Source organism: Paenibacillus stellifer, from assembly GCF_000758685.1.
Taxonomy (GTDB): Bacteria; Bacillota; Bacilli; order Paenibacillales; family Paenibacillaceae; genus Paenibacillus_AQ; species Paenibacillus_AQ stellifer.
In genome coordinates, this window is the sequence record NZ_CP009286.1 from 1,840,706 (window position 1) to 1,866,111 (window position 25,406).

Genomic DNA, 25,406 nt, shown 5'->3' on the forward strand with positions numbered 1-25,406 from the left:
GTCTTTTCAGCCAAACAGCCATTCAGCTATCTGCAGCACGTTCAGGCTATGAAATTTCACGGAGGACCCTCTGCTTGCCTCCTGCAAATTTTAGGCTTAAATAGCTTCGTCCCCAACCACGGGCGAAGCTGTTTGACCGACCGGAAGCCGGAAAGAGTGTTCAGGAGCGCTGAGCTCGAAATCGGAGAGACGCAGTACGCAGGCCGGGCTCCTCATTCCGCATCGTCTTTAAGCGGACGGGATGCGGTCAACACCGGTTAACTCGGCGGAAAGCGCCCATAGGCGGACAGCCTGTTCAGAATCAATCGCATATGCTTTGACTCCCGTACGGTTGTTCTCGTCCACCGAGATTTCGGCGATATCGCAGTCCTCGCAATAGACGCCGCCCATGCCGTTCAGCTGTGGGGAGGTTGCCGCCCATACCTGGGTGGAGGCCCCTTGCTCCGGTGTCTTGAAGAGAGGATTGACGATTTCACCGGTCTCGTCGAGCCAGCCTCTTTCAATCATTTCCTCCTTCGGCATATGGCGCTGCAGCGGTGTCATAATGCCGCCGGGATGCACCGAGAATGCTCTTACGCCGTGCTTCTTCCCGCGCCGATCAAGCTCGACGGCGAACAGACTGATGGCCGTCTTGGATTGGCCGTAAGCCAGGAATTTATGATAAGACTGCGGCTGTGTAAAATGAATGTCGTCCCAGCGAATCGGTGACGAATGGTGGCCAACCGAGGACAAGGCCACGACACGCGCCCCTTCGCCTGCGGACAGTGCAGGCCACAGCAGGTTGACCAGTGCGAAATGTCCAAGATGATTGGTAGCGAACTGGCTCTCCCAGCCTGGGCCGACCCTAGTCTCGGGGTTGGCCATAATGGCTGCGTTCAGGATGGCGATGTCGATGCTTCGGCCGCTTTCCAGGAACCGGTCCGCGAATGCGTGAATACTTGCGAGATCGGAAAGATCAAGCTCCTCGACTGTAACGCCGTTCAAGCCTGCGAGAGCTTCCTCGGCGAGAGCCGGGCGCCGTGCCGGTACTATTACTTGCGCCCCGGCGCGGACTAGTGCCCGGGTAGTCTCCAGGCCCAAGCCGGAATAACCGCCGGTTACGAGGGCCAGACGTCCTGTGAGATCAATGCCGCTCAAGACTTCATCCGCGGTGCTGCGGTAACCGAAGCCGGAGCCGAGCTTATGCTGCGGTGTTATCGAACTGTTCTGCTCTTCCATGCTGGTTCATCTCCTCTTGGTATATTGGAGATTTAACTGTACAACTTAGAGAACACTCTAAGTCAAGTGGTTTCCACACTCCAGAGCTGCTGCGCGGTTCCTGCACTGAGATGCTGCTCATAGGTATCGACCTTTCGGCTGATCAGTTCGAGACAGTCGTTCAATTGGGCGATTTGTGAGACAGTCCGCTGCTGGTGCTCGCGAAGGATGGCAAGCCTCTCCTGTTCATTGCCCATTCCCTGGCGGACCAGTTCTGCATACCGCCTGATCTGGGCGATGGGCATTCCGGATGCGCGGAATTTGATGCAGAGGCCGAGCCATTCGACATCGGCCTGCTTGTACCGCCGGCGTCCGCCACCGTCACGCGATATGCGGGGGGACAGCATTAAGCCTTCCCGCTCGTAAAAGCGAAGGGAATGTGCGCTTATGCCGGTGCGCTCCGCGACTTGACTGATGCTGAGTTCCTGCTCAAGTTCAAGTTTCATATATGTTGCCAGCTCCTTTATCCATAGGTTCTGCCTTGCCGTTTCCGATGTTCTAAGTCTACATGGTTGTCAGGCAGATTCACAACCATCTCCCGCCGGGCAGCTCGTGCGGGCAGCTGAACCGGCGGCATATTGAGGCGAGAGAAACGGGATGATCCGAGAGAAGCGGCGGGTAGCGGTCCGCCATCCTGTACAGTCGGGTTTATCCGCTTCCAATTCACGCTTGTTAAACGTTTGCAATAGCGTAACTACCAAAAAAATCTATATTTTTGTAGACGAAATGCCAAAAAAAGCGTTATTACATCGGCAAAATTTCCTAGGCAGGGCCTGAATATGTTATGATGAGAGCAGCAAGCTGGCTACAGCAGCGGCTGATGGCAGGGCTGTCTGCTGGGGGGATTTTGCAGAAGGAAGGTGTCACAGATGGACTCCATGGACAAAACGGTCAAATTCAATGTGAAGGGCGACGAGAAGGAGGCCTCTCCCCGCGAGATCCTGCTTACGGTGTACGATGCCCTGGTGGAGAAGGAGTATAATCCGATCAACCAGATTGTAGGCTATCTTCTTTCCGGTGACCCGGCTTACATTCCTCGCCACAACAATGCGAGAAGTTTGGTCCGGAGGAAAGAACGTGACGAGCTGATTGAAGAACTGGTCCGGTTCTATCTTGCCAATCAGCCGGCGGAAAGGATCAAATGAGGAAGCTGGGACTTGACTTTGGCGACCGGCGGATCGGGGCTGCCGTAAGCGACGCCTTCGGCTGGACAGCCCAGGGACTGAAGACCATTGAACGCCGCCGGGACGGCAGTGAGATCGATGAAATTCGCCGCCTTATTGAAGAGAATGAAGTGTCCGAGATCGTCGTCGGTCTGCCAAAGAACATGAACGGCACGGTGGGACAGCGGGGCGAGATTTGCATCGAATTCGCCAATCAGCTGCGGGAGACGCTGAATATGCCCGTACACCTTTGGGATGAGCGCCTGACGACGGTATCCGCGGAGCGGGTGCTGATCGAGGGTGATGTCAGCCGCAAGAAACGCAAAGGAATTGTGGATAAAATGGCCGCAGTTCTGATTCTGCAAAATTTTTTGGATGCTAAGGCGTCCCGAGGGAATTAGTTATCGCTTAAGAAGGCACAATATCAGCGGCTGCGCGATTTGTGCCGGCTATTTGGCTTTAACTTATTCAGCGGGATACCTAACAGTAAAAGGTGAGGGGTGCGCACACATGGCAAACGAACAGATCGGCATGGAAGAGGAACCGGAAATTATTTATATTCCCGATGAAGAGGGGAACGAAGAGGAATTCGAGGTTATCATGAAATTTGAGGTTGACGGCTCCGATTCCAAATACATGATGGTGGTTCCGCTCGATTCCGAAGATGAGGAAGCCGACGAAGTATACGCATTCCGTTACGAAGAAGACGGCGACGATCTCCAGCTGTTCATGATCGAGGATGACGAGGAGTGGGCGATTGTTGAAGAGACGTTCAACACGCTCGTCGATGAGCTTGACGGAGGAAGCGGGAATGACTGAGTATTCCGCCGACGCCGGCCAGGTCGTATGGAGCTCCAGGCTGAAAGACGCCTATGGCAGCGCCGTGGAACTGGAAGACGAGAACGGCAAAGCTTCCGTATTCGAGATTATCGCCGAATTCGAAGTGCAGGGTCAGGGATACGCGGTGCTCCGGGATCCTGAAGGGGACGGAGAGCCGGAATTTTTGCGGGTCATCGTGCCGGGTGAAGGATTACCGGAGCTGGAGAGCATTGACGACGACGACGAATGGGAGGACATCTCGGAGCTGTACGACGAGCTGACTTTCCCTGACGACGAAGTGTAAGCATATAAGCCTGCGTCCCGGAGGCTGATTTCGCATTCCGGGGCGGGCGCATGCAGGGGAGGGCGGAGCATTCCGCGCTCTTTTTGCACGTATATGACCAATATGCAAAAATATCTATTGAATTTAAATGGATAGAATTTTATATTTAAAGTCGGAAAGTGAGGAAGAGGATTGAAATCCACCATCCGCAATTCTTTGATTATTCTTCTGCTGCTGATCGTCGCAGCCGGAGGAGCAATCTGGTATATATGGAACGGCATGAAGCCGGCCGATGCCGGTCCCGCTGTCACCTTCACGGTTGAAAAAGGGATGGGCAGCTCGGAGATTGCCGATCTCCTGGAGAAGAATGGCCTCATCAAGAATGCTACCCTTTTTAAGGGATATTTGAAGTGGACGAGCGAAGGCTCGAAGTTCATGGCCGGCACATACAGTGCCGCGCCCGGGGTAACCTATGACACCCTGATCGAAAGGCTGAACGCCGGAGATGTGGTGAAGAAGGAGACGGTCGTCTTTACCATTCCCGAAGGCTATACGGCCGAGCAGATCGCGGACAGGCTCGCGCAGAGCTGGGGCAAGGATTCGTCGGCTTTTCTGGCATTGGTGGATTCCGGCCAGGGCTTGCAGGAGACTCAGTTGCTCGGCATCCCGCAGGAGAATGATCTCAGGCACCGTCTGGAGGGCTATCTGTTCCCCAGCACGTATGAACTGGTCAAGGATAGCACGCCGGAGCAGGTCATCGAGAAGATGCTGGAGGAGACGCAGCAGAAGCTGGACAGCATTCCGGACTGGAAGAATAAGTTGAAGGAACGGGGACTGACACTTCATCAGCTGCTCACTGTCGCATCGCTGGTGGAGCGTGAGGTGGTCGTGGACAGCGAACGGCCGCTGGTGGCCGGGGTTATCTATAACCGTCTGAAGAAGGAGCAGAAGCTCGAGATCGACGCCACCGTCCAGTATTTGCTGGATAAGCCGAAGGAACGGCTTCTCTACAAGGATTTAGAGGTAGACAGCCCTTATAATACGTACCGGAATGCTGGCCTTCCGCCCGGCCCGATCTGCAGCCCGGGATTGCCTTCCATAGAAGCGGCTCTTGAGCCGGAAGCGTCGGACTATTATTTCTACGTCACCAAGAAAGACGGCAGCAAGACCCACTTGTTCGCCAAGACCTATAAAGAGCATTTGGCCAACATCAAAAAGAGCGAAGCGGAAGCGAAATAACGTCTCGCGCTTATGCATATCAACATCGCAGGCCGCCTGATGCGGCCTGTGACCATTGACAGGAGGATTCACCATGACAAGCAAACCGGAGCTGCTGGCGACGGCCGCTTCCCTGGAGGAAGCGGCTTTGCTGCTGGATGCAGGAGCCGATGCGCTGCTGATCGGCGACGACCGGTTCGGCATGCGGCTGGCCGGCCATTTCAGCCTGGAGGATACGGCGAAGGCTGTAGAGCTGACTCACGCGCGCGGCCGCAAAATTTATACAAGCCTTGCAGGCTTGATGCCGAACGAGCTGCTGGATGAACTGCCGGCCTATGTGAAGGCACTTGCCGAGCTGGGTGTGGACGGCGCGGAATTCGGCGATCCTTCGGTTCTGGCGGTCGCCCGCCGCGAAGCGCCGGGACTTAAGCTTCACTGGAACGCCGAAATGACATCCACCAATTTCGCCACGGCCAATTATTGGGGCTGCAAAGGCGCTTCCCGTGTCTGTCTGGCGCGCGAGCTCAATATGGATGAAATTACCGAGATGATTCCGAAGCTGGAAGTGGAAGCCCAGGTCCAGGTTCACGGCATGACCAATATATATCATTCCAAGCGCAAGCTTGTGGAGAGCTATATGAAGCATCAGGGCCGGCCGGTGCAGGACGGCAATCTGGGCCGTGACCGCGGCCTGTTCCTCGTCGAGGCGGAGCGCCCGGGCGAGAAATTCCCGATTTATGAAGACGAGAGCGGCACGCATATCATGAGCTCGGACGACATCTGCATTCTGGAAGACCTGCATATTCTGATGGGAGCGGGCGTGCACAGCTTCAAGGTGGAGGGCTTGCTGAAGACGCCCGCCTATAACGCTATTGCGGTCAAGGCTTACCGCGCGGCGATCGACGCTTACGCGGCCGACCCGGATTCCTATGCGTTCCATGAACAATGGCTGTATGATATACGCCGCCTGCAGGATCCGGAGCGCGAGCTGTCGTTCGGTTTCTTTTACAAAGAGCAGGTGTATTAATTATCGTCGTAAGGGAAGCGGCAACGCTTCCTGAAATACAGGAGGGGAGACAAGGTATGAGCACTGTGGCCAAGCCGCAATACAAAGGCAAAAGATACCGCCTGGACAAACCGGAGCTCCTGGCTCCGGCGGGCAATCTGGAAAAATTGAAATTCGCCGTGCATTATGGCGCGGATGCGGTATATATCGGCGGGCAGAAATACGGCCTGCGTTCGAACGCGGACAATTTCAGCTTCGAGGAAATGCGGGAAGGCGTGGAGTTCGCCAAGAAATACGGCGCCAAAGTATTTGTCGCCACGAATATTTATGCGCACAACGAGGATATCGAGGGCATTGAGGAATACCTCCGCAACCTGCAGGAGGCCGGCATTTCGGCCATCATCGTTGCAGATCCAGCAATTGTCGATATCGCGCTGCGCTCGGCGCCGGGGCTTGAGGTACATTTGAGCACCCAGCAGTCCACACTGAACTGGCAGGCGGTCTCATTCTGGAAAGAGGAAGGGCTGCCGCGGGTCGTGCTGGGCCGGGAGACGAGCCTGAAGGAAATCTCGGAAATCAAGGAGCATGTCGATATCGAAATTGAAGCGTTCATTCATGGCGCGATGTGTTCTTCTTATTCCGGCCGGTGCGTGCTGTCCAACCATTTTACGGACCGCGATTCCAATCGTGGGGGCTGCTGCCAGTCCTGCCGCTGGAAATACGATTTGTTCGAGGACGCCCGGGGGCAGGAGGAGTGGATCTCCGAAGAGGAGCATGCCCTCCGTTCGGCTTCACCGCTTGTTCCCGGCGTCAGCCAGCTGCCGCTGCACACGCCGGAGGACAATCCTTTTACTATGGGAGCCAAGGACCTGTGCATGCTGGAGAACATTCCGGATCTGATCGAAGCGGGAATTGACAGCTTCAAGATTGAAGGGCGGATGAAATCCATCCACTATGTGGCGACGGTTGTTAATGCGTACCGCAAGGCGATTGACGCTTACATGGCCGATCCCGAGCATTATGAAATGAAGCGTGAATGGCTGGATGAACTGAACAAAGCAGCCAACCGGCCGCTCAATACCGGATTTTTCTACGATACACCGGATCATGAGGACCATATTTACGAGCCTGAGGAAAAAGCGGCACCCTACGACTTCGCCGGACTCGTGCTGGATTATGACGCGAAGACGGGAACGGCGCTGATCCAGCAGCGCAACCATTTTAAGCCCGGACAGGAAGTTGAATTCTTCGGCCCTGACATCACGCCTTTCAAGCAGATTGTCGGCGAGCTGTTTGACGAGGAAGGAAATGCGCTGGATGCTGCCAGACACCCGCTGCAGCGGGTGCGCATGAAAGTGGATTATCCGGTTGCCTATTTCGATATGATGCGCAAAAAAAAGTAAGTGGTATGCGAAACCGGTTTTCCTAATAGGGGAGTTCCTTGGTAACAGGGGACTTTCCTTTTTTTGTGGGAAATTAGGTAATAAGGCATATTTTTTTTCTTTTTGGTATAAGGAAAAGTGTGCACTTTGCCGATATATTAGATATCGCTTACATAAGGTTACTCAAATCCATCAGGCAGGTGATCTCAAATGGGGGCTCCTAAACGGGAGAGAAAGAGATTTCAGCGAAAGGAACATCCGGAGAAAGAAAAGGTTAATATTCCGGTTAGCTCTCCGGAAGCGTCGACTGGTGATCAGACCGTCTCGCCAGCAACGCAGGTTCGTGGGGTTAAGCACTTGCTGAATCAATCCTCTAAGCACATCAAACGCGTAAACCCGGTGAAATCGGTTGGCGTTAAGCTATTCTTGATCTTTCTATCATCCATAGTCGTCGTTGTACTCCTGCTTGGACTGCTGTCCTATAACAAGGCCAAGAGTACAATCAAGCATAATGTGGCTGAAGCGAACCAGCAGACCATTATCCAGAATGCGGAGAAGCTTGATATCACACTGGACCAGTATGAGAAAATGGCGCTCCAGTTTTATTTTGATCCGGATGTGCAGGAGCAGCTATCCTCGCTCGGAAGAGCGGAAGGATACTACGAACAATTCGTAGCGATTAACGCTATCAATACTAAGCTTACAAGCCAGACCACCTCGGACAACAATATCGTCAGCTTCTCGCTTATCCCTGAGAATTCGAAGCTGCCGCTTATTACAACGGGCAATTCCAAGATTGTCACCAATGATATCCGCGATCAGGAATGGTACAAGCAGGTTTCCGCCAGTGCCGAAAATTATACGCCCTGGTATTCGAAAGAAGAAGTTTCTTCCCAGTTCTACTGGTTCCCGGGAAGCATCGCTGTCGAGAAGAACACCAATATCGTCATGGCCCGAAAGCTGAAGATGATGGGCGACAAGACGGGATATCTCGTCCTGATTGAACTGAAGAAGGATTTCCTTGAAGATTCCTTGAAGAGCGTCAATCTCGGAGAGAACTCGCATATTCAGCTTGTATCTCCTCAGGGGACGGTTATCGTGTCTTCCAATACGGTAGAAGATGGTCTGCCGTCCAAATTTGAATTTATCAAAAATTCCAAAGCGGACAACAACAGTCTGGATACGAAGGATCCGGACGGCAACGATATTCTGGCCGTGTTCAACCCGATGACCAAAGCCGATTGGAAGCTGGCTGGTATCATTCCGACCGGTACGCTGGTCAAGGATGCCGAGCCGATTCTGACGACAACCTATATCGCCGCCGCCGCCGCCGCGCTGCTTGCCCTGATCCTCGGCATATGGATGGTACGGATGATCGCCCGTCCGCTTGGCCGTCTTAAGGACTTGATGGGACAGGGAGCTCATGGCGATTTGACCGTTCGTACGGAATTCACTTCCAAGGATGAAATCGGCCAGCTCTCGGCTTCCTTCAATACGATGATGGAGCGGATCACGGAGCTGGTATCGCAGACGAACCAGTCGGCTCAGGAGGTTCTTGCGACGGCAGGTGATCTGGGCGGAGCATCTCGTAAAACGGCGGATGCCGCCAGAGAGATTGCCGCAGCTACGGAGGAAATTGCGAAAGGTGCCGGAAGCCTGGCGACGGAAGCAGAGAAAGGCAATGATCTTACCGCCGAGCTTACGCTGCAGATGGAGTCGGTCATCGCGGCCAACCGCGAAATGGACGCAGCAGCGCAGATCGTCAGCGATTCAAGCGCCAAGGGCGCGGACCAGCTTGCCATTCTTATGAATCAAACCGGCCGCACAGGCGAAATGACCAAGGCGCTTGTTAACAAGGTTGACAACCTGAAGGAGACAGCGTTGTCTGTCCTGAAGGTTCTGGATGTAATGAAGAAAATTACCCAACAGACCAATATTCTGTCCTTGAACGCAACGATTGAGGCTGCGCGGGCGGGTGAAGCGGGACGCGGCTTCATGGTTGTAGCCGGGGAAATCCGCGGTCTGGCTGATCAGACGCGGGAATCTATCGCTCTTGTAGCCGGCATCACCGATAACATTATGACCGAAATGAATGAGACGGTAAGTGTGCTGTCGGAGGTTACGCCGCTGTTCGAGGAACAGGTGACTTCCGTTAAGAGTACAGGGGAGATCTTCCTGTCGGTACGCGAGCAGATGGAGAGTTTCGCAAGCACGCTGCAGTCGGTAACCGAGTCAATCGACCGCCTGAAGGAATCCCAGACCGTGCTGTCGGAAGCTATGGGCAATGTGAGCGCGGTCGCCGAGGAATCCTCCGCTACTTCGGAAGAGGTAGCCTCGCTGAGCAGCGAGCAGCAGAACGTCAGCGATCAGCTGGTATCTCTGTCCGGCAAGCTGGAGAATGTATCCGGGCAGCTGAAAGAGAAGCTGTCTCTGTTTAAGGTATAGAAATACGGTATAAACTGAAGCAAGAAGTGTCCAACCACATGATGGCCCTCAGGAAGGCTGCTTTGTTAAAAAGTAACCTTCCCGGGGGCCATTTTTTATTTACAGATGGTTAGTTTCTTCTCATTGTGTAATGGCCGATAACATCATATAATAATTTTGTTAGGAAAAATTAATAACAAATGCAACTTTTCGAGGGGGATATCGGGGGAGTCAGATCAATGAAGAAGAAACGAATAGGAAGCCGGGTGGCCCTGTTTACCGATATGAGCATGGAGCGCAAACTGCTGCTCGTATTTCTGGTAATAATCACCCTGCCATTGTCTGTAATCAGCATCTACAACTTCAAGAGTTATACAGGTTCCATACAGGACAATACGATCGCGTATTCGGAGAAGCTTACAGACCAGATGATGGATGGGATTGACGATTATATTGACGATATGAAACGGATATCCTCCATGCCTGCCTATGTCAATGAGATCAAACAGAATCTGATCCGGTCCAACCAGTTTCATGAGCAGAAGAAGGAGAAGGAACAGGATGGCAATACAGTATTCGATCCATCCGAATTCGATACGATGCTGTCCATCCAGCGGGGGATCGAAGGCAATGTTTCGTTCATCAACAATATTAAACGGGGAGCTAATTCCGTCTATATCTTTGATAAATACGGCAACGGCTACTACTCTGCCAAGGATGGCGGAGTTAGACTTGACTTGAAGATGAGCTATGACTTCTGGAGTGAACAGGCCAAAGGTTCGAACGGGGAAGCGCTGCTGTTCGGCACCCAGGCTTATACCAGCAATCTTCAGAGTACCCGGTACGCATTCACCGTTGTTCGTAAAATAGTGGATGGCCTGTGGAATCCGATCGGTCTGATTGCCGTCGAGGCTAACGTCAGCATGCTGCAGAATCAGGTGGCGGAATTGGACAAGGTAACACATGGCCAATCTATGATCGTGGACGAACGCGGTCATGTTATCTATGACAGTCAGCAGAAGCTTCTCGCCAAGGATGTTTCCGGCTCCGAACTGTTCCGGAAGGCTCAGGGAAGCGGAGGCAGCTTTTACGACGAGTCGGAGGGAAAGAGCAGGCTGAATATTTACTCCACTTCACCCAAGACGAACTGGAAGGTGATTATTTCCATACCGGTTCATGAACTGACCCGTGAAGCCATTGTTACCCGCAATACAACGCTGGCGGCCACTTTTGCCATCATTATCGTGGCCATGATCATCTCCATCTTCCTGACCTTCGCACTGACCAAACCGCTGACTCAAATGATCCAATTGATGAAGAAGGTACAGGGCGGCGATTTGGAGGTGCGGTTTCAGGTGAAGCGGCGGGACGAGATCGGTCTGCTCGGGCACCAGTTTAACCGGATGCTGGAGCGGATCCGCCAACTGATTCAGGATATTTACCGGATTGAGCAGCAGAAGACAGAAGCCGAGCTGCAGGCGCTTCAGAGCCAGATCAATCCGCATTTTATCTACAATACGCTAGAGACCATCCGCATGACGGCAGAACTGAATGATGATATCGAGGCGGCTGACATGATCTCCATTCTCGGCAAGCTGCTGCGGTACAGTACCAGCGATATGAACGGGCATAGCACGCTTAAGCAGGAGATCGCCTACGTCGTCAATTACATTGAACTGTTGAATTGTCGTTACTCCGGCCGGTTTCGGCTTCATATTGATCTTCCTCACGAGTATGATCACTACGAGATTATCCGGCTTATCTTCCAGCCGATTATCGAGAACGCTGCCTATCATGGCTTTGACGACAGCAAACCCTGCATGAATCTGGGGATTGTCTGTGAGGCTACGGACGAGCGCCTTGTGTTTCATATTACAGATGACGGCTGCGGCATGAACCGGGAGACGCTGAATAAGCTGAATGATGACTTGCGGAATGAGCAGCCGCCCGACAAGGGGATCGAAGGAGGAATCGGGCTGAAGAATGTACATCAGCGTATCCGGATGCATTACGGAGCAGGTTGCGGGCTTGAGGTCTACAGTACTCCGGGCGAAGGAACAGAGATCCGGCTTACACTGCCGCTGCCCGCAGCAACTGAAGACTCCGAGTCGAAGCATAAGAAGGAGGCAGTCAGTTGAAACGGACGCATTACAGAAATCGAACCTTGATCATTCCACTCCTCCTGGCGCTGGCGTTGAGCGGTTGCAGGGGGCAGGTGAACGGTCCTGTACCCACGGCGGCCTTAGAAGGAACGGTAAAACCGAAGCACAGCGGAACCATCGTTATGCTGACCAACCGGATTGATCTTATCGAGAATGGAACAATGGACGGTTATGTGCAGCAGTTCGAGCAGTTGTATCCGGAGGCTGATATAGAATTTGAAGGGCTGTCGGATTATGCGTCAGACATTCTGGTGCGTCTGTCCACCCGGGATGCGGGAGATGTGCTGCTTCTGCCGGTGAATCTTCCTTCTTATGAATTGGAAGATTTCTTCGAGCCGCTCCCTTCATCGCTGACTGCCGGAGAGAGCTTCCAGAGCTTTGTATCCTACGGTGGACACAAGTACGGAATGGTTACGGGCAATATCACCGAGGGGATCATCTACAACAAAAAAGCGTTCGAAAAAGCGGGCATTACCAAAGTTCCGCAGACGCTGGACGAATTCTACAAAGCCTGCTCGAAGCTGAAGAAAGCTGGAATCATACCGCTCTATATGAACTATGGAGCAGTGTGGCCTTTGCGGGAGTGGGGGGACAATCTTGCCAATTACATGACCGGAAATCCGAACTACCTAAACGATATGGTCAACAAGAACGAACCTTGGCAGTTAAGCAACGAATGGGGAGAGGCTATCTCTGTCCCCCGTACGCTTGTTGCCAAGGGATATGTAGAGGAGAATCTGTTCTCTGACAACTGGGAAATTTCCAAGACGAAGCTGGCGAAGGGGGAAGCAGCGATGGCACTTCTCGGTAATTGGGCAATCCGCCAGATTGTCGATGCGGGAGCCAATTCCGAGGATATCGGATTCTTCCCGTTTCCTTATGATAACGGAATGACACACTACGCCCCGCTTAATCCGGACTGGTTCATCGGAGTCAGCAAATTCAGCAAGAATAAGGAATTAGCGGTAGCCTGGATCGACTTCTTCGTGAACAAGACCTCCTATAAGAAAGAGTGGGGGTTCTATGACGAGAATAACCCGGATGACCCCGGGATGCCGCAGTACAACGAGTTTCTCTCTTACAAGCCAAAGATGCTGGAGGCGACCGTACAGAACGACCGATTTATCGAACTTGCGAACCGGGCGAAACTTTCCTTTTGGTCGGGCGAGTATATTCAGGAATTGATTGCGGCCCCGGACTTGCAGAAGGCTTTTGATGAACTGAACGCCAAATGGGCGGAAGCAAGGGCCGGCGTTCCCGCTTCTGCCACTCCCTGAGGATTAGCCGCAGTGGAAATAACATGTTACCCGGAAGGATGACAGCAATGGCCAAAAAAGTGACGATGCAAAAAATAGCCGACTACTTGGGAGTGTCCAAGTTTGTCGTATCCAAAGCTTTGTCCGGCAAGGACGGAGTCAATGAGCAGACCCGGGAGCGGGTCATTCAGGCAGCTTCCCAATTGGGGTACTATACACAAAAGAATGGGCATATCCAGCCTAATAAATCGGCGACAAACGCTGGTTCGGCTATTCGGGACAAGCAGGCCGTGCTGGTGCTGATGCCCAATATACGGTCACAAACACAGGACTCCCTGTACTGGGGCAAAATTGTGGACGGAATCGCGGTGGCATTGGATGCGGAAGGTCTGGGTATGGTGATCATCTCCGAACATCGGGAAGACAACGTCGTCAACATCCTGAACCCGGGAGGCATTCTCGGTCTGATCGGCGTAGGTCAAATCTCGACCTCCCAACTGCTGGCCATCCACCGCCTGGGCCTGCCGATGGTGCTGATCGATCATGAAGACCCGCTAATTCCTACGGATACGGTCTTCGCCAACAATGTAGACTCGATGAGCCGCCTTACGAACCATGTGATCGGAAGCGGGCATAAATCGCTGCATTTCCTGGGCAATATTAAATACTCACGCAGCTTTAGAGACCGTTGGATCGGCTTCCGGAGCGCACTTGAGGAGAACAATATCGCTCCGCAGAATGAGCAGGATCCAATGCTGTACGTGGATTTTCATGCCGATACTTTATTTCGGGAGACGGTTAAGAGCTGGGCTGCCAAGCTGTCCAAAGAAGGAGCACTTCCCACTGCCATCATGTGCGCCAATGATCATATTGCATTAAAGACGGGCGACATTTTGCGTGAAGAGGGATTGAGCATCCCGAAGGATATTTCGATAACGGGGTTCGACAATATCGAAGACGCGATTCGGGCGGCAACGCCGCTTACAACGGTTAATGTGCCGAAAGAGGCGATGGGCCGAACGGCGGTGGCCAGGCTGCTGAACCGGGCGAAGGTGCCGGTGGCTCCGCTGGAGAAAATTTTGATCACGGCTGACATTGTCCACCGGGAATCGACAGGGGAAGCTTTTCCGGCAGCGCCCGTCTCTTCTTAAGCTTCAACAGCCTATGAACATATGGATGTGACTCGGAACGGGCAGGCATCGGATTCGATGATCTTGCCAATAACTTCTCTTGGAATTTCGCATATCACGCGTCTTTGTTATCTCGTTTCAAAGATGCTGCCCCTTGGCCTCCAGTCCATCTGGGGGTTTTTGTGTGCAAAAAAATCTGGATTCCGGCGAACCGGAATCCAGATTTAACAGGATTGAAGAATAAGAATCGGGTATTAATCTCGTTTCCTGTATGATTAAAGCTTCTATTTACGAGGCTTACAGGCTCAGGTTGCGCTCGATCAGTTCCAGGCGCTGCTGAACGCTCGCATACGAACGGAAAGCATCTTCCGGTGTATTAATTACGTAGTCCAGCATCTGCTCAACAGTCGTTGTAGCCACATGCACGCGGGTATCGGAGGAAGCGTAATAGATGTAAATCTCTCCATTGTCACGAGCGATGATGCCGTTGCTGAAGACAACGTTGGAGACGTCTCCGACGCGTTCTTCGCCTTCCGGAGCAATGAAATGTCCGCCTGGTCTGTGAGTCACTTTCCAAGGCTCTTCGAGATCGGACAGGAAGGAGTACAGGACGTAACGAAGTCCTGCAGCCGTATTGCGCACGCCATGCGCAATATGCAGCCAGCCTTTGGATGTCTTGATCGGAGCAGGGCCTTGGCCGTTCTTCACTTCTTTAATCGTATGATAGTGGCGTTCGTCAATGATGATTTCCTTGGTGATTACCGCATTTTCAATCGTATCGGACAATCCCCAGCCGATGCCGCCGCCTGAACCGGTGTCGATGAATCCGTCCTGCGGACGAGTATAGAACGCATATTTGCCGTCTACGAACTCAGGATGAAGCACTACGTTGCGCTGCTGAGCGGAAGCGGTCTTCAGATCGGCGAGCCGTTCCCATGTCACAAGATCTTTGGTACGGGCGATTCCGCATTGGGCTACGGCGCTGGAGAGGTCTCCAGGTGCGGCGTCCGGATCTTTGCGCTCGGTGCAGAACAGGCCGTAAATCCATCCGTCTTCATGAAGCACTACGCGCATATCGTAGACGTTGGTATCAGGCTCATCCGTCTCCGGCAGCACAACCGGCTTATCCCAGAAGCGGAAGCCGTCAACACCGTTGTCGCTCTCAGCTACTGCGAAGAACGATTTGCGGTCAACGCCTTCAACGCGTGCTACCAGGTAGAACTTGCCGTTCAGCTCGATGGCACCCGGATTGAACACGCCATTTACGCCAAGACGCTCTTCGAAATTCGGATTGGTCTCCGGATTGAAGTCATAACGCCAGATCAGGGGCGCATGCTCGGCAGTAAGCAGAGGATAGCGGTAGCGGTTATAGATTCCGTTGCTGATCGGCAGCTTTTCATTTTTGCGGGAGATCAGGGATTCATAATGCTCGGTCAGCTGTTGCTTGCGTTGTTCAAATAGACTCATTGATATCTCTCCTTTAATTTGGTGGATTAAGGATTGCCTTAGCGGGACGATGCATGATCATGCTTCAGCCGTTCAATCATCTCGAAGCAGGCTCTGCTGTTATGGTAAGGGCATTTCCAAGCGCCTACTTTAGGCTCCAGACGCAGCGGCTGAAGTTCTCCATCAACGCCCCAGAACCATTCGCCGAATTCAGGATCGACAATGTATTTGCGGATGAATGACCATGAATTCTCAGCGGCTTCGAGGAAGCTTTTGTCTCCGTTTAATTGATAGGCATTATAGAATCCGACAACGGCTTCCGCCTGCGGCCACCAGTCTTTGTTGCGGTCAAGAAGCCCATGCGGTCCCGCTTCGTTAAAGATGCCTCCGTCGGTGTCAATGCCTTCTGCCAGCACGGCTTTCGCCATGGACAGCGCTACGGACTTGACGCGGGGGAGCAGACCTTCGTCGCCAAGTAACTCGGCGGCTTCAAAGAGCAGCCAGCTTCCTTCGATGTCGTGGCCATAGGAGATATGATCGGATTTCACGTTCCACTCATCATCGAGGAAGAGCAGGAAATGTTCGTCCTTGCTGTCGATAATATGGTCGAGCATGGTGACAATCAGCTCGGACAGCTTGGCGCGCAGTTCTTCGGATTTCCATACGCGGTACAGACCGGTATAGGCTTCCAGAATATGAAGATGCGTATTCATCGATTTCTTCTCGTTCATATCCTTGGCGCTGAGGGTCAGGTTATCCGTCATTTCCCACTCGCGGGACAACGCTTCGATATAGCCCTTATTCACCGGATCGTATCCATATTTCTCGATAACCCGGAACAGTTCAATTGCGTAGTCCTGAGCTTCCGGGACGTTAGCGGCACGGTGATACTCGGAAAGAGCATAGATGACAAAAGCGATACCGTAAATCTGCTTCTTTGTTTCAGAAGGCTGCCCTTGGGCATCGACCATCCAGTACATGCCGCCGAATTCCCGGTCGGCAAAGTGATCAACCAGATAACGGTAAGCCCGCTCGGCAGTGCCCAAATACTGCGGTTCGCCGTACATGCGGTAAGCGCTGGCAAAGGTCCACAGAATGCGGGCGTTCAGAACCAGACTCTTCGCGGCGGAAGGATTGATCTTCATGCTGCTGTCGATTTCGCCGACGAAGCCGCCTTTTTCCTCATCAAGCGTGTGCTTCATCCAGAACCCGAGAATATTGTCCTTCAATTCGGATTCGAGCTCGGACAGCCATACATCAGGGGACAGGCTCATAGTAATTCTTCGCTTCCTTTCAGATTGAAGATTGTGAAACTTTGGAGGTGTAGTAATCGCGGACGATGCCCTCCGACTGCTTGCCATACATGCAATAGTCGTCATTGCTGCCAGCCTCTTCTTGTTCATAAAGGTTGGCCGGCCAATCCCAGAGCATGAAGCCTTGAACCCAGGGCTGCGTCTCACATGCGGCGAACATGGCCCGGTAGTAACGGGCTTGTTCAAGCTCATCCGGCTCGCCCTGCAGGGTCCAGTCATTGGGAATGGCAGCGCTGCCTTTTCGGCTCGGACAGCCGGCTTCCATGAAGAAGAACGGTTTGCCGAACGACTTGGCAACTCCCTCGATCCGGTCCAGTTGCTCCGGCCAGTCATGCTCCGGGTAATAGCCGCTGGAAGCGATCAGATCAACGGCATCCCACCAGGTGACGTTATCCTCCTGGTATTTGTCGCAGTTGTAGGTGATCGGTCCGGAGTATACCTTGCGTACCTCGGCGATCAGGGCCCGCCATTCCTTCTCCCGGCGGTCAGCCTGTACCGTCTCGCAGCCGATGCACAGCATATCGCAGCCGGTCTCCTCGGCAATGGCGGCATAATGAAGAATATAAGCCGTGTAGGAGGAGAACCATTCACTCCACTTCGGCTCGCAGGGCACGTCCTTGTCGAAGAAATTGATGTGGGCTCGCCAGGTTCCGTCGCCGCAGTTGACGATCGGTTTCAGGCACACTTTCAGGTTCAGCGAACGGGCTTTGGCAATCGCCCATTTCAGTTCATCGTCCGTTATTGTCGGTTCGTCGCGAAAGGGTATGACTGTCGATTGTGGCTTGGCCTGAACCGCCGCGAAAGCGATTGCCGTCCAGGTGGCGCCGGTCAATGAAGCCATCAGTTCCATCGATCGATCCGCGCGAGAAGTCGCCCAGGTTCCGCGCCTGCCCATGGCGCCCCAGGTGACTCCGGCAAAATACTCTTGGTTGATTCTCATCATAAAACCTCGCTTTTCTCGTGGTTGTAGAAAATGCAGTTCGTGAATTACGATAGGTTTTTGTTATATTGTTATTATAATTATGTTAGTATATGATAACAATACACCTTGATTATAACTTTTTCCGTTCATAATACAAGAACCAATTTGAGAATTACGGGATATTTTAATACGCGCAGATTTGTAGGTAAAGGGAAGACTATAAAATACAACGACAGCCTGTTTTTGAGATGTTGGTTCCAGTTATAATTATTGATAGCGCAATCATTTTTTTCGGAGATACTGGAGAGCGGAGGGGATTACCTGTGATCAATATTATGATAGCTGACGATGAAGAGGTTATCCGCAGAGGACTCGAGAAGATAACCTCAAGAATGGATATGGAAGTTAAAGTGATCGGTTCATATGGGAACGGAGCGGAAGCATGGGAACATCTTGTCGGAATGGCGTCCAAGGACGTCGATCTGCTTATAACGGATATCAAAATGCCGATGATGGACGGGCTGAGATTAATTGAGAAGGTACGGGAGCATAATAAAAACATTAATATCGCGGTCTTAAGCGGCTTCAGCGAGTTCGAATACGCCCGCCGGGCGATCAAGCATGGTGTGCTTGATTATTTGCTCAAGCCGATCGACAAGGTCCAGCTCTTCGAACTGTTGAAGAGGGTTGAAGACGACAAGCGCAAGAGAGAGGCACGTGAAGACGAAGAGCTGTCTGACCAGCAGTCCCAGAGCGAATGCGGGGAGCATTATGTGATTGATCAGGCCAAGAGCTTCCTGGAACGCGAGTACATGCATAATTTCGAATTGGAACGCCTGGCTGAGACAGTCGGAATGAATGCAAGCTATCTCAGCAGACTCTTCAAATATAAGACGGGACAGACGATCACCGATTATTTAATCGGTATCCGGATTGGCAGGGCCAAGCTTCTGCTCAGAGAGCATCCTGACCTGAAGAACTACGAGATTGCCGAGAAAGTCGGATACAACGATCCTGTGTATTTTAACAAGCTGTTCAAAAAAATGTGCGGCGTTACTCCCAAGGACTATAAATCGGGGATGCGTGCGGCTGGTGGTACAGAAGGGAAAACTACTAAGTAAAATCAGTTTTTTCAATTCCGAAAAGTTTCGGAAAGTTTCGGCATCTGCTGGTTATGTTATTACTTTATCGCGCAAAAGTAAAAAACAAATATAACAAATACAAGACTAGAAAAATCAATAAAAACCATCGTTTTAGCTGTGAAAAGGCTTTATATTAGAACTGTAAACGGATTCAGGATTTGTTTTTCGCTAAAACATCATTTTTTTATGAAAAAATTAGCGAAGCAGTTATTGCATTCTATCCGTTTTGTTAGTATGATAAAAATCGATTTGAGAGGGGTCTTTGATTGTGAACAAGAAGTGGGTCACAGGATTCATGGGACTGACGCTGATGGCTGGCCTGTTTAGCGGCTGCTCATCGAACAACAATGAGGGCAACACAACGAGCGAAGCATCCAGCGCTCCGGCGGCGAGTGCGTCTGCATCGGGGACTGCAAGTCCGAGTGATATTAAAGGCGACATCACGGTCATTACGCAAAGAACGGATATAGTTGATACCGTATTCAAGGAATACGCGGCCAAATTCAACGAAAAATATCCCAATGTTAAAGTTAATTTCGAAGCGCTTGCCAATTACGAGGATCAAATCAAGATCCGTATGAATACGAGCGATTACGGCGACGTACTGCTGCTGCCCACAAGCGTTCCTATCGCACAGCTTCCGGATTTCTTCGAGCCGCTTGGCGATGAAGCCGACCTGAGCAAGCAGTACACCGGTCTTGAAGAGCGGAGTGTGAACGGTAAAGCATACGGCATTCCGATCACGATCAACTTTAGCGGCATTATATACAACAAGAAGATATTCTCCGACGCAGGTATAACAACGGTTCCGAAGACGATCGACGACTTCACGAAGGCTCTCCAGACCATTAAGGATAAGACTCAAGCAATTCCGCTGTACACGAACTATGCTGCAGGCTGGACATTGACACAGTGGGAAGCTGATCTTACGACTGTTGCAGGCGATCCTGACTATGTGAATATAACCCAGGTTGCTTCCGACAATAACTTTGTCAAAGGCCAGCCGCATTACGATCTGTACAAAATCATGTATGACGCCGCCAAGAACGGCCTGATCGAACCGGACCCGACAACAACTGATTGGGAATCCTCCAAATCGGATCTTGCAAACGGCAAAATTGCAACAATGCCTTTGGGTTCCTGGGCTATCGGTCAGATCAAGGGGGTAGCTTCCAATCCTGACGATGTCGGCTTCATGCCGTTCCCGACCAACGCTTCAAAAGTTATCGTACCGCTCGCTGACGACTATAATATCGGTATCAGCGTGCACAGCAAGAACAAGGAAGCAGCTCGTGCATGGGTAGACTGGTTCATCAACGAATCCGGCTATCCGACAACTGAAGGCGGCGGCATGAGCCCGGTTAAAGGCGCTGAGCTTCCGGAAATTCTCAAGCAGTACGAAGGCACTGATGTAACCTTCCAGACAATCACTCCAGCCAAAGCCGGTGAAGAAGGATTGGTTGACGCCATCGACAAGCAGGCCGAGATTGGCCTCTGGCAGCCTGACTTTAAGAAGCGGATTATCGAAGCAGCCATCGGAAACCGCAAGGAATCCTTTGACGATATTATGAAGGATCTGAACGACAAGTGGACTAAAGCCCGCGCGGAGAAAGTTTCGTCCAAATAATTATGAAGCGGGGGAGCGCCTTGGCTTCCCCGCTTATTTTCTTCAAGCAAACTTGATGTAACAAGAAACAGGAGGTGCAAAATGGTCGGTTCATCCAAACTGGGGTACAACAATCAGGGACAGAAAGCGCGCAGCGGATTTGGCTTATCCAGCTTGAGTTACAGAACACAGCGGATCGTCATTATCGTCGCCTTCTCACTGGTGCCGGTACTTCTGCTGCTAACCTTTTCCTATTTGCCGGTAATCAATATGTTTAAATACAGCTTCACAAACTGGGATGGATTCAGCAAGCATATGACATACGTCGGTTTCGACAATTACAGGACGATATTCACGAACCCCGACTATTTTTCCGTATTTAAGGTCAGCTTATACTATTTCTTCGCTACTTTCGTGCAAATGGCGCTTGCGTTGTATTTTGCCACCATTCTCAGTTTTAACGTCTTTGGCAAAAATGCATTCAAGGGTATTCTCTTCTTCCCAACACTTTTGAACGGCGTAGCCATTGGTTTTATCTTTTTGTTCTTCTTCAAACCGGACGGAACCCTGGATACGCTCCTTCAATTCCTGGGATTGGGCTCGCTTTCACAAAAATGGTTGCTGAATCCTAATATTATCAACGTATCGCTTGCAGGCGCATCTGTCTGGAGATATATGGGGATGAACTTTATCATTTTCCTCGGCGCCATTTCGTCTATTCCAAAAGATGTTTACGAAGCGGCGGATATCGACGGCGCCAACCGCTGGCACCAGTTCATTCATATCATTCTTCCGAGCATCAAGCGCATCCTCCAGCTTAACCTGATCCTTGCGGTCAGCGGAGCGATCGGCGTATTCGATATTCCTTATATTATGACAGGCGGCTCCAACGGAAGCAGCACCTTCGTTATCCAGACCGTCGATGTGGCTTTTAAATACAGCAAACTCGGGCTGGCCTCGGCGATGTCGGTAGTCCTGCTGTTCATCGTTATTCTGGTAACCCTGCTGCAGCGCGTGCTCGTCAAGGAGGAGGATTAAGGCATGCATTCATTAAGATACCGTACTGCCAGCGTATTCAAGTATGCAACACTGATTCTCGGCGCGTTAGCCGCATTGATTCCGATTATCGTCGTATTCTTCGCATCGCTGAAGACAGGGTCGGAATATGCTTCCACTAGTCCGCTGACTCCGCCTTCCAACTGGTTGAATTTTGCGAACTATACCAAGGCTTTTGTAGACGGCAAAATGCTTCTCGGCTTCATGAACACCGTCATTATCGTAGTCATTTCTGTTGCCGGCGCAACGCTTACCGGCTCCATGATGGCGTACATTCTGGCCCGTTTCAAGTTTAAAGGAAGCAAGCTGCTGATCGGCCTGTTTCTGCTTGCTACATTGATTCCCGGCGTAACGACTCAGGTTGCAACGTTCCAGATTATCAATTCGCTGGGACTGTTTAATACACGTCTGGCCCCCATTATCCTATACTTGGGAACAGATATTATAGCTGTATACATCTTCATGCAGTTCCTTGATTCCATATCGGAGTCCCTGGATGAATCTGCCATGCTGGACGGCGCTTCGTACTGGACGATTTACTGGCGGATTATTCTGCCGCTGCTGAAGCCGGCGATTGCAACAGTTGTCATCGTTAAGGGCGTGAATATTTACAATGATTTCTATGTTCCATTCCTGTACATGCCGAAGAGCAGCCTACAGGTTATGTCAACCGCGCTGTTCAAGTTCAAGGGACCTTACGGTTCACAATGGGAAGTTATTTGCGCGGGAATTATGATCGCGATCATTCCAACGCTCATTGTCTTTATTTCGCTTCAGAAGCAGATTTATAACGGTTTTGCGCAAGGCTCTGTTAAATAGATCATAAAAAATGGAATGGGTTGGAGGAGAATTTACTATGAAAGAAGTCAAGATTATTGGTGAAAGCATCCCGAATATGCCTTGGCAGGCAAGACCTGAAGGGCATCTCAAGCCGCTGTGGCGGCACAGTGACAACCCGGTTATCAAGAGAAATCCGGCCAAAGACGTGGCACGTATTTTTAACAGTGCAGTAGTAGCCTATGAAGGCAAATTTATCGGTGTATTCCGTACCGAAACCGACACTACCCGCCCGCATCTGCGCATGGGTTACAGTGAGGACGGACTGGACTGGAAGATTGACGACGAACCAATCATGTTCATTGACGAAGAAGGCAAGCCTTATCAGCCGAGATATGCATATGATCCGCGTCTGGTGAAGGTTGAAGATACATTCTATATTATCTGGTGTACCGATTTCTACGGCGCAGCCATCGGCGTAGCCAAAACGCAGGACTTCAAGACCTTCACGATTCTGGAAAACCCGTTCCTGCCATTCAACCGCAATGGCGTGCTGTTCCCGAAAAAAATCAACGGCAACTTCGTAATGCTGTCCCGTCCAAGCGACAGCGGCCACACTCCTTTTGGCGACGTATTCCTGAGTGAAAGCCCTGACTTCGTATACTGGGGCAAACACCGCCATGTTATGACCAAAGGCGGAGAAGGCTGGTGGCAGAACGTCAAGATTGGCGGCGGTCCTGCTCCAATCGAAACGAGCGAAGGCTGGCTGATGTTCTACCATGGTGTAACCGGAACCTGTAATGGTCTCGTATACAGCATGGGCGGCGTAATCCTGGACCGCGACGAGCCTTCCAAGGTAAAATACCGTTCCCGCAACTTCGTACTGACTCCAGAGGAGTGGTATGAAGAACGCGGCTTCGTTCCGAACGTCGTATTCCCTTGCGCGACACTGAATGATGCCGAAACAGGCCGTATCGCCATTTACTATGGTGCAGCCGATACTTATGTAGGTGTTGCTTACACAACTGTACAGGATATCGTTAACTATATCATCGACACCCATGAGGAAGTAGGCGACGATGCCACGATCGGCCGCATCTAAGTAATCACATATCTACAAGAACATGGCGGCTCATTTATGAGCCGCTTTTTAAAAGGAGACAGGGCAATGGGCGATATGTTGCTTGAGCAGCTTAAGTCATATACGGGAAGCAGTCCAAAACCGGAAGGCTTCGATACCTACTGGGAGCGGGCGCTTCGGGAACTGGACGAGGCTTCGCTCGATTATGAACTCATCCCTGCGGACTTCACGAGCCCGCTGGCGGAATGCTATCATCTGTACTTTACCGGTGTGGGCGGCGCCCGCATCCACTGCAAATACGTAAGACCGAAGAACCGGACCGGGCAAGGGCCGGGGATGGCGATGTTTCACGGCTACACCGGCGACAGCGGGGACTGGAGCGACAAGGTGGGCTACGCGGCACATGGCATCAGCGTGATCGCGCTGGACTGCCGGGGACAGGGCGGCTTGTCCGAGGATAACCTGCAGGTGCTGGGCACTACAGTCCGGGGCCATATCATTCGCGGTGTAGACGACCCTAATCCGGACAAGCTCTATTACCGCAACATGTTCCTGGATACTGCGCAGTCTGCGCGGATTCTGATGTCCATGGAGGAAGTGGACGAGACCCGTGTCGGCGTGTACGGCTGTTCGCAGGGAGGAGCGCTGGCAACGGTATGCGCGGCGCTGGAGCCCCGCATTTCTCTGGCGGTTATCGTCTACCCGTTTCTGGCAGACTACAAGCGGGCTTACGAGCTGAATGTAACCTCCTCCGCATATGAGGAACTGTATTATTACTTCCGAAACATTGATTTCAATCATCAGCGGGAGGAAGCCTTATTTCAGCGTCTGGGACTGATCGATATCCAGAATCTGGCCGACCGGATCATGGCCAAAGTGATCTTCGTCTCGGGACTGACGGACACCATCTGTCCGCCTTCGACCCAGTTCGCAGTCTACAACAAGATCGTTTCGGAGAAGGAACTGCTGGTCTATCCTGAATACGGACACGAGTATTTGCCTCGGCTTGGTGACCGTGTACTGCAGGAGTTTCTGGAATTATAGCGGAATAACCGCTTAGCCTTTCAGCACATTCAAAATAAGAGCGCCTCGGGCAGCAGATGATTCTGCACCCGAGGCGCTATTAAATGTTGCGGTAGGTTTGATTCGTATTGCGGTATGTCTGGCTCGAATAAAGAGCGAGACTGCCGCCGGTTTACACGAAACGAATTCCTTCAATGAATGTCTTGAGTTCAGCCCAGCTTTTCAATGACGGCTTGGCTTACGGCTAAGGTCGACTGAGGGTTTTGGCCGGTAATCAGGTTGCCGTCGATCTCATAATGAGTTGACCAGTTAGGGGCAGCTACATAAATGGCGCCCAACTCACGGATTTTGGTCTCCAGCAGGAACGGCAGCAGCGAATTGAGGCCTGTCTCCGCTTCTTCCCGATCAGTAAAAGCGCTCACCCGCTTTCCGGCAACGAGGGGCTGTCCATTGGACAGTGTAGCTCCGACTAAACCTGCAGGGCCATGGCATACTGCCGCAACGATTTTGCCCGCTTCATAGAAATCCTTCAAGAGCACCTGAAGCTTGGCGCTGGCGGGCAGATCATACATCGTGCCATGACCGCCCGGCAGGAAGATGGCGTCGAATTTCTCATGGGAGATTTCATCGAGCTTCAGCGTCTGCTCCAGATACTGCTGGGCATCGAGCAATTCCTGCGCTGTTTTACCATCCACACTGCCCGGATCGACGGGACTTTTTCCTCCAAGCGGACTTGCAACAGTAACTTCGTAGCCTTTCTTCGCAAATTCGATATAGGCTTCGGCAAATTCGGACAGCCAAATTCCGGTCTGTCTATCTGCATTGATCTCCGAGTGATTTGTCACAACCATTAATACTTTTTTCGCCATGGATATTACCTCCTGGAATTTTATTCCCCACGGCTATTCTAGGTCACATCAATCTATAAAACAAATTATGT

Annotated in this window: 23 protein-coding genes; 17 read left to right on the plus strand and 6 right to left on the minus strand. The window is 51.8% G+C overall.

Annotated features, from left to right (window positions below; all coding sequences use genetic code 11):
• Positions 1–228 precede the first annotated feature (228 nt).
• Complete coding sequence (locus PSTEL_RS08215) at positions 229–1,218, minus strand: SDR family NAD(P)-dependent oxidoreductase (RefSeq protein WP_038694605.1); 990 nt, start codon at positions 1,216–1,218, stop codon at positions 229–231.
• A gap of 62 nt (positions 1,219–1,280) precedes the next feature.
• A complete protein-coding gene (locus PSTEL_RS08220; protein ID WP_038694607.1) occupies positions 1,281–1,703 on the minus strand; it encodes a MerR family transcriptional regulator in 423 nt (140 codons plus the stop codon).
• 423 nt (positions 1,704–2,126) lie between these two features.
• Between PSTEL_RS08220 and PSTEL_RS08225 the strand changes: the two genes are divergently transcribed.
• The 11 genes from PSTEL_RS08225 to PSTEL_RS08275 all read left to right on the plus strand — a co-directional run bounded on the left by PSTEL_RS08225 (position 2,127) and on the right by PSTEL_RS08275 (position 14,121).
• Positions 2,127–2,402, plus strand: a complete 276-nt coding sequence (locus PSTEL_RS08225) for an IreB family regulatory phosphoprotein (RefSeq protein ID WP_038694608.1) — start codon at positions 2,127–2,129, stop codon at positions 2,400–2,402.
• Positions 2,399–2,821 carry a Holliday junction resolvase RuvX gene (gene ruvX / locus PSTEL_RS08230; protein ID WP_038694609.1) on the plus strand — a complete coding sequence of 141 codons (423 nt, stop codon included), beginning with the start codon at positions 2,399–2,401 and terminating at the stop codon, positions 2,819–2,821. The genes PSTEL_RS08225 and ruvX overlap by 4 nt, the downstream gene beginning before the upstream one ends.
• Positions 2,822–2,930: 109 nt before the next feature.
• Positions 2,931–3,239, plus strand: coding sequence for a DUF1292 domain-containing protein (locus PSTEL_RS08235; protein WP_038694610.1), 309 nt, complete (start codon positions 2,931–2,933; stop codon positions 3,237–3,239).
• The gene (locus PSTEL_RS08240) at positions 3,232–3,543 is read left to right on the plus strand and encodes a DUF1292 domain-containing protein (protein ID WP_038694612.1); all 312 of its coding nucleotides are present in this window, start codon (positions 3,232–3,234) and stop codon (positions 3,541–3,543) included. Before PSTEL_RS08235 ends, PSTEL_RS08240 begins: the two co-directional genes overlap by 8 nt.
• 195 nt (positions 3,544–3,738) lie before the next feature.
• Entirely contained in the window at positions 3,739–4,761 is a 1,023-nt protein-coding gene (gene mltG, locus PSTEL_RS08245; protein WP_425415259.1) for an endolytic transglycosylase MltG, read from the plus strand.
• A 73-nt stretch (positions 4,762–4,834) separates the two neighbouring features.
• Positions 4,835–5,767 carry a peptidase U32 family protein gene (locus tag PSTEL_RS08250; protein ID WP_038694613.1) on the plus strand — a complete coding sequence of 311 codons (933 nt, stop codon included), beginning with the start codon at positions 4,835–4,837 and terminating at the stop codon, positions 5,765–5,767.
• Between the two features lie 56 nt (positions 5,768–5,823).
• Entirely contained in the window at positions 5,824–7,149 is a 1,326-nt protein-coding gene (locus PSTEL_RS08255; RefSeq protein ID WP_038694614.1) for a peptidase U32 family protein, read from the plus strand.
• 405 nt (positions 7,150–7,554) lie between these two features.
• Positions 7,555–9,573, plus strand: coding sequence for a methyl-accepting chemotaxis protein (locus PSTEL_RS08260; RefSeq protein ID WP_169744553.1), 2,019 nt, complete (start codon positions 7,555–7,557; stop codon positions 9,571–9,573).
• A gap of 218 nt (positions 9,574–9,791) precedes the next feature.
• A complete protein-coding gene (locus tag PSTEL_RS08265) occupies positions 9,792–11,690 on the plus strand; it encodes a cache domain-containing sensor histidine kinase (protein WP_038694616.1) in 1,899 nt (632 codons plus the stop codon).
• Positions 11,687–12,991, plus strand: coding sequence for an ABC transporter substrate-binding protein (locus PSTEL_RS08270; protein ID WP_038694617.1), 1,305 nt, complete (start codon positions 11,687–11,689; stop codon positions 12,989–12,991). The genes PSTEL_RS08265 and PSTEL_RS08270 overlap by 4 nt, the downstream gene beginning before the upstream one ends.
• Before the next feature lie 47 nt (positions 12,992–13,038).
• Positions 13,039–14,121: a LacI family DNA-binding transcriptional regulator gene (locus PSTEL_RS08275; RefSeq protein ID WP_038694618.1), complete on the plus strand. Its 1,083-nt coding sequence runs from the start codon at positions 13,039–13,041 to the stop codon at positions 14,119–14,121.
• Positions 14,122–14,397: 276 nt separating this feature from the next.
• Here PSTEL_RS08275 and PSTEL_RS08280 read toward each other — a convergent pair whose 3' ends face one another.
• Genes PSTEL_RS08280 through PSTEL_RS08290 form a run of 3 tightly spaced genes read right to left on the minus strand, consistent with a single transcriptional unit; the run spans position 14,398 to position 17,802 of the window.
• Positions 14,398–15,567 (minus strand): glycoside hydrolase family 130 protein, encoded by a 1,170-nt coding sequence (locus tag PSTEL_RS08280; protein ID WP_038694620.1) that lies wholly within the window; start codon positions 15,565–15,567, stop codon positions 14,398–14,400.
• Between the two features lie 38 nt (positions 15,568–15,605).
• Positions 15,606–16,820: an AGE family epimerase/isomerase gene (locus PSTEL_RS08285; RefSeq protein ID WP_038694621.1), complete on the minus strand. Its 1,215-nt coding sequence runs from the start codon at positions 16,818–16,820 to the stop codon at positions 15,606–15,608.
• Positions 16,821–16,839: 19 nt separating this feature from the next.
• Complete coding sequence (locus PSTEL_RS08290) at positions 16,840–17,802, minus strand: glycoside hydrolase family 113 (RefSeq protein WP_425415260.1); 963 nt, start codon at positions 17,800–17,802, stop codon at positions 16,840–16,842.
• Between the two features lie 302 nt (positions 17,803–18,104).
• Between PSTEL_RS08290 and PSTEL_RS08295 the strand changes: the two genes are divergently transcribed.
• The 6 genes from PSTEL_RS08295 to PSTEL_RS08320 all read left to right on the plus strand — a co-directional run bounded on the left by PSTEL_RS08295 (position 18,105) and on the right by PSTEL_RS08320 (position 24,487).
• Entirely contained in the window at positions 18,105–18,902 is a 798-nt protein-coding gene (locus tag PSTEL_RS08295) for a response regulator transcription factor (protein WP_052098280.1), read from the plus strand.
• Between the two features lie 316 nt (positions 18,903–19,218).
• A complete protein-coding gene (locus tag PSTEL_RS08300; protein WP_038700398.1) occupies positions 19,219–20,550 on the plus strand; it encodes an ABC transporter substrate-binding protein in 1,332 nt (443 codons plus the stop codon).
• A gap of 81 nt (positions 20,551–20,631) precedes the next feature.
• Entirely contained in the window at positions 20,632–21,567 is a 936-nt protein-coding gene (locus PSTEL_RS08305; protein WP_084064854.1) for a carbohydrate ABC transporter permease, read from the plus strand.
• A 3-nt stretch (positions 21,568–21,570) separates the two neighbouring features.
• Positions 21,571–22,404, plus strand: a complete 834-nt coding sequence (locus PSTEL_RS08310; protein ID WP_038694623.1) for a carbohydrate ABC transporter permease — start codon at positions 21,571–21,573, stop codon at positions 22,402–22,404.
• Positions 22,405–22,441: 37 nt separating this feature from the next.
• Positions 22,442–23,464, plus strand: a complete 1,023-nt coding sequence (locus PSTEL_RS08315; protein WP_038694624.1) for a glycoside hydrolase family 130 protein — start codon at positions 22,442–22,444, stop codon at positions 23,462–23,464.
• A gap of 66 nt (positions 23,465–23,530) precedes the next feature.
• On the plus strand, positions 23,531–24,487 hold the full coding sequence (locus tag PSTEL_RS08320) for an acetylxylan esterase (protein WP_038694625.1): 957 nt from the start codon (positions 23,531–23,533) through the stop codon (positions 24,485–24,487).
• 188 nt (positions 24,488–24,675) lie between these two features.
• Here the strand turns inward: PSTEL_RS08320 and PSTEL_RS08325 are convergent, their stop codons facing one another.
• Positions 24,676–25,335 carry a type 1 glutamine amidotransferase domain-containing protein gene (locus tag PSTEL_RS08325; RefSeq protein ID WP_038694626.1) on the minus strand — a complete coding sequence of 220 codons (660 nt, stop codon included), beginning with the start codon at positions 25,333–25,335 and terminating at the stop codon, positions 24,676–24,678.
• Positions 25,336–25,406 lie beyond the last annotated feature (71 nt).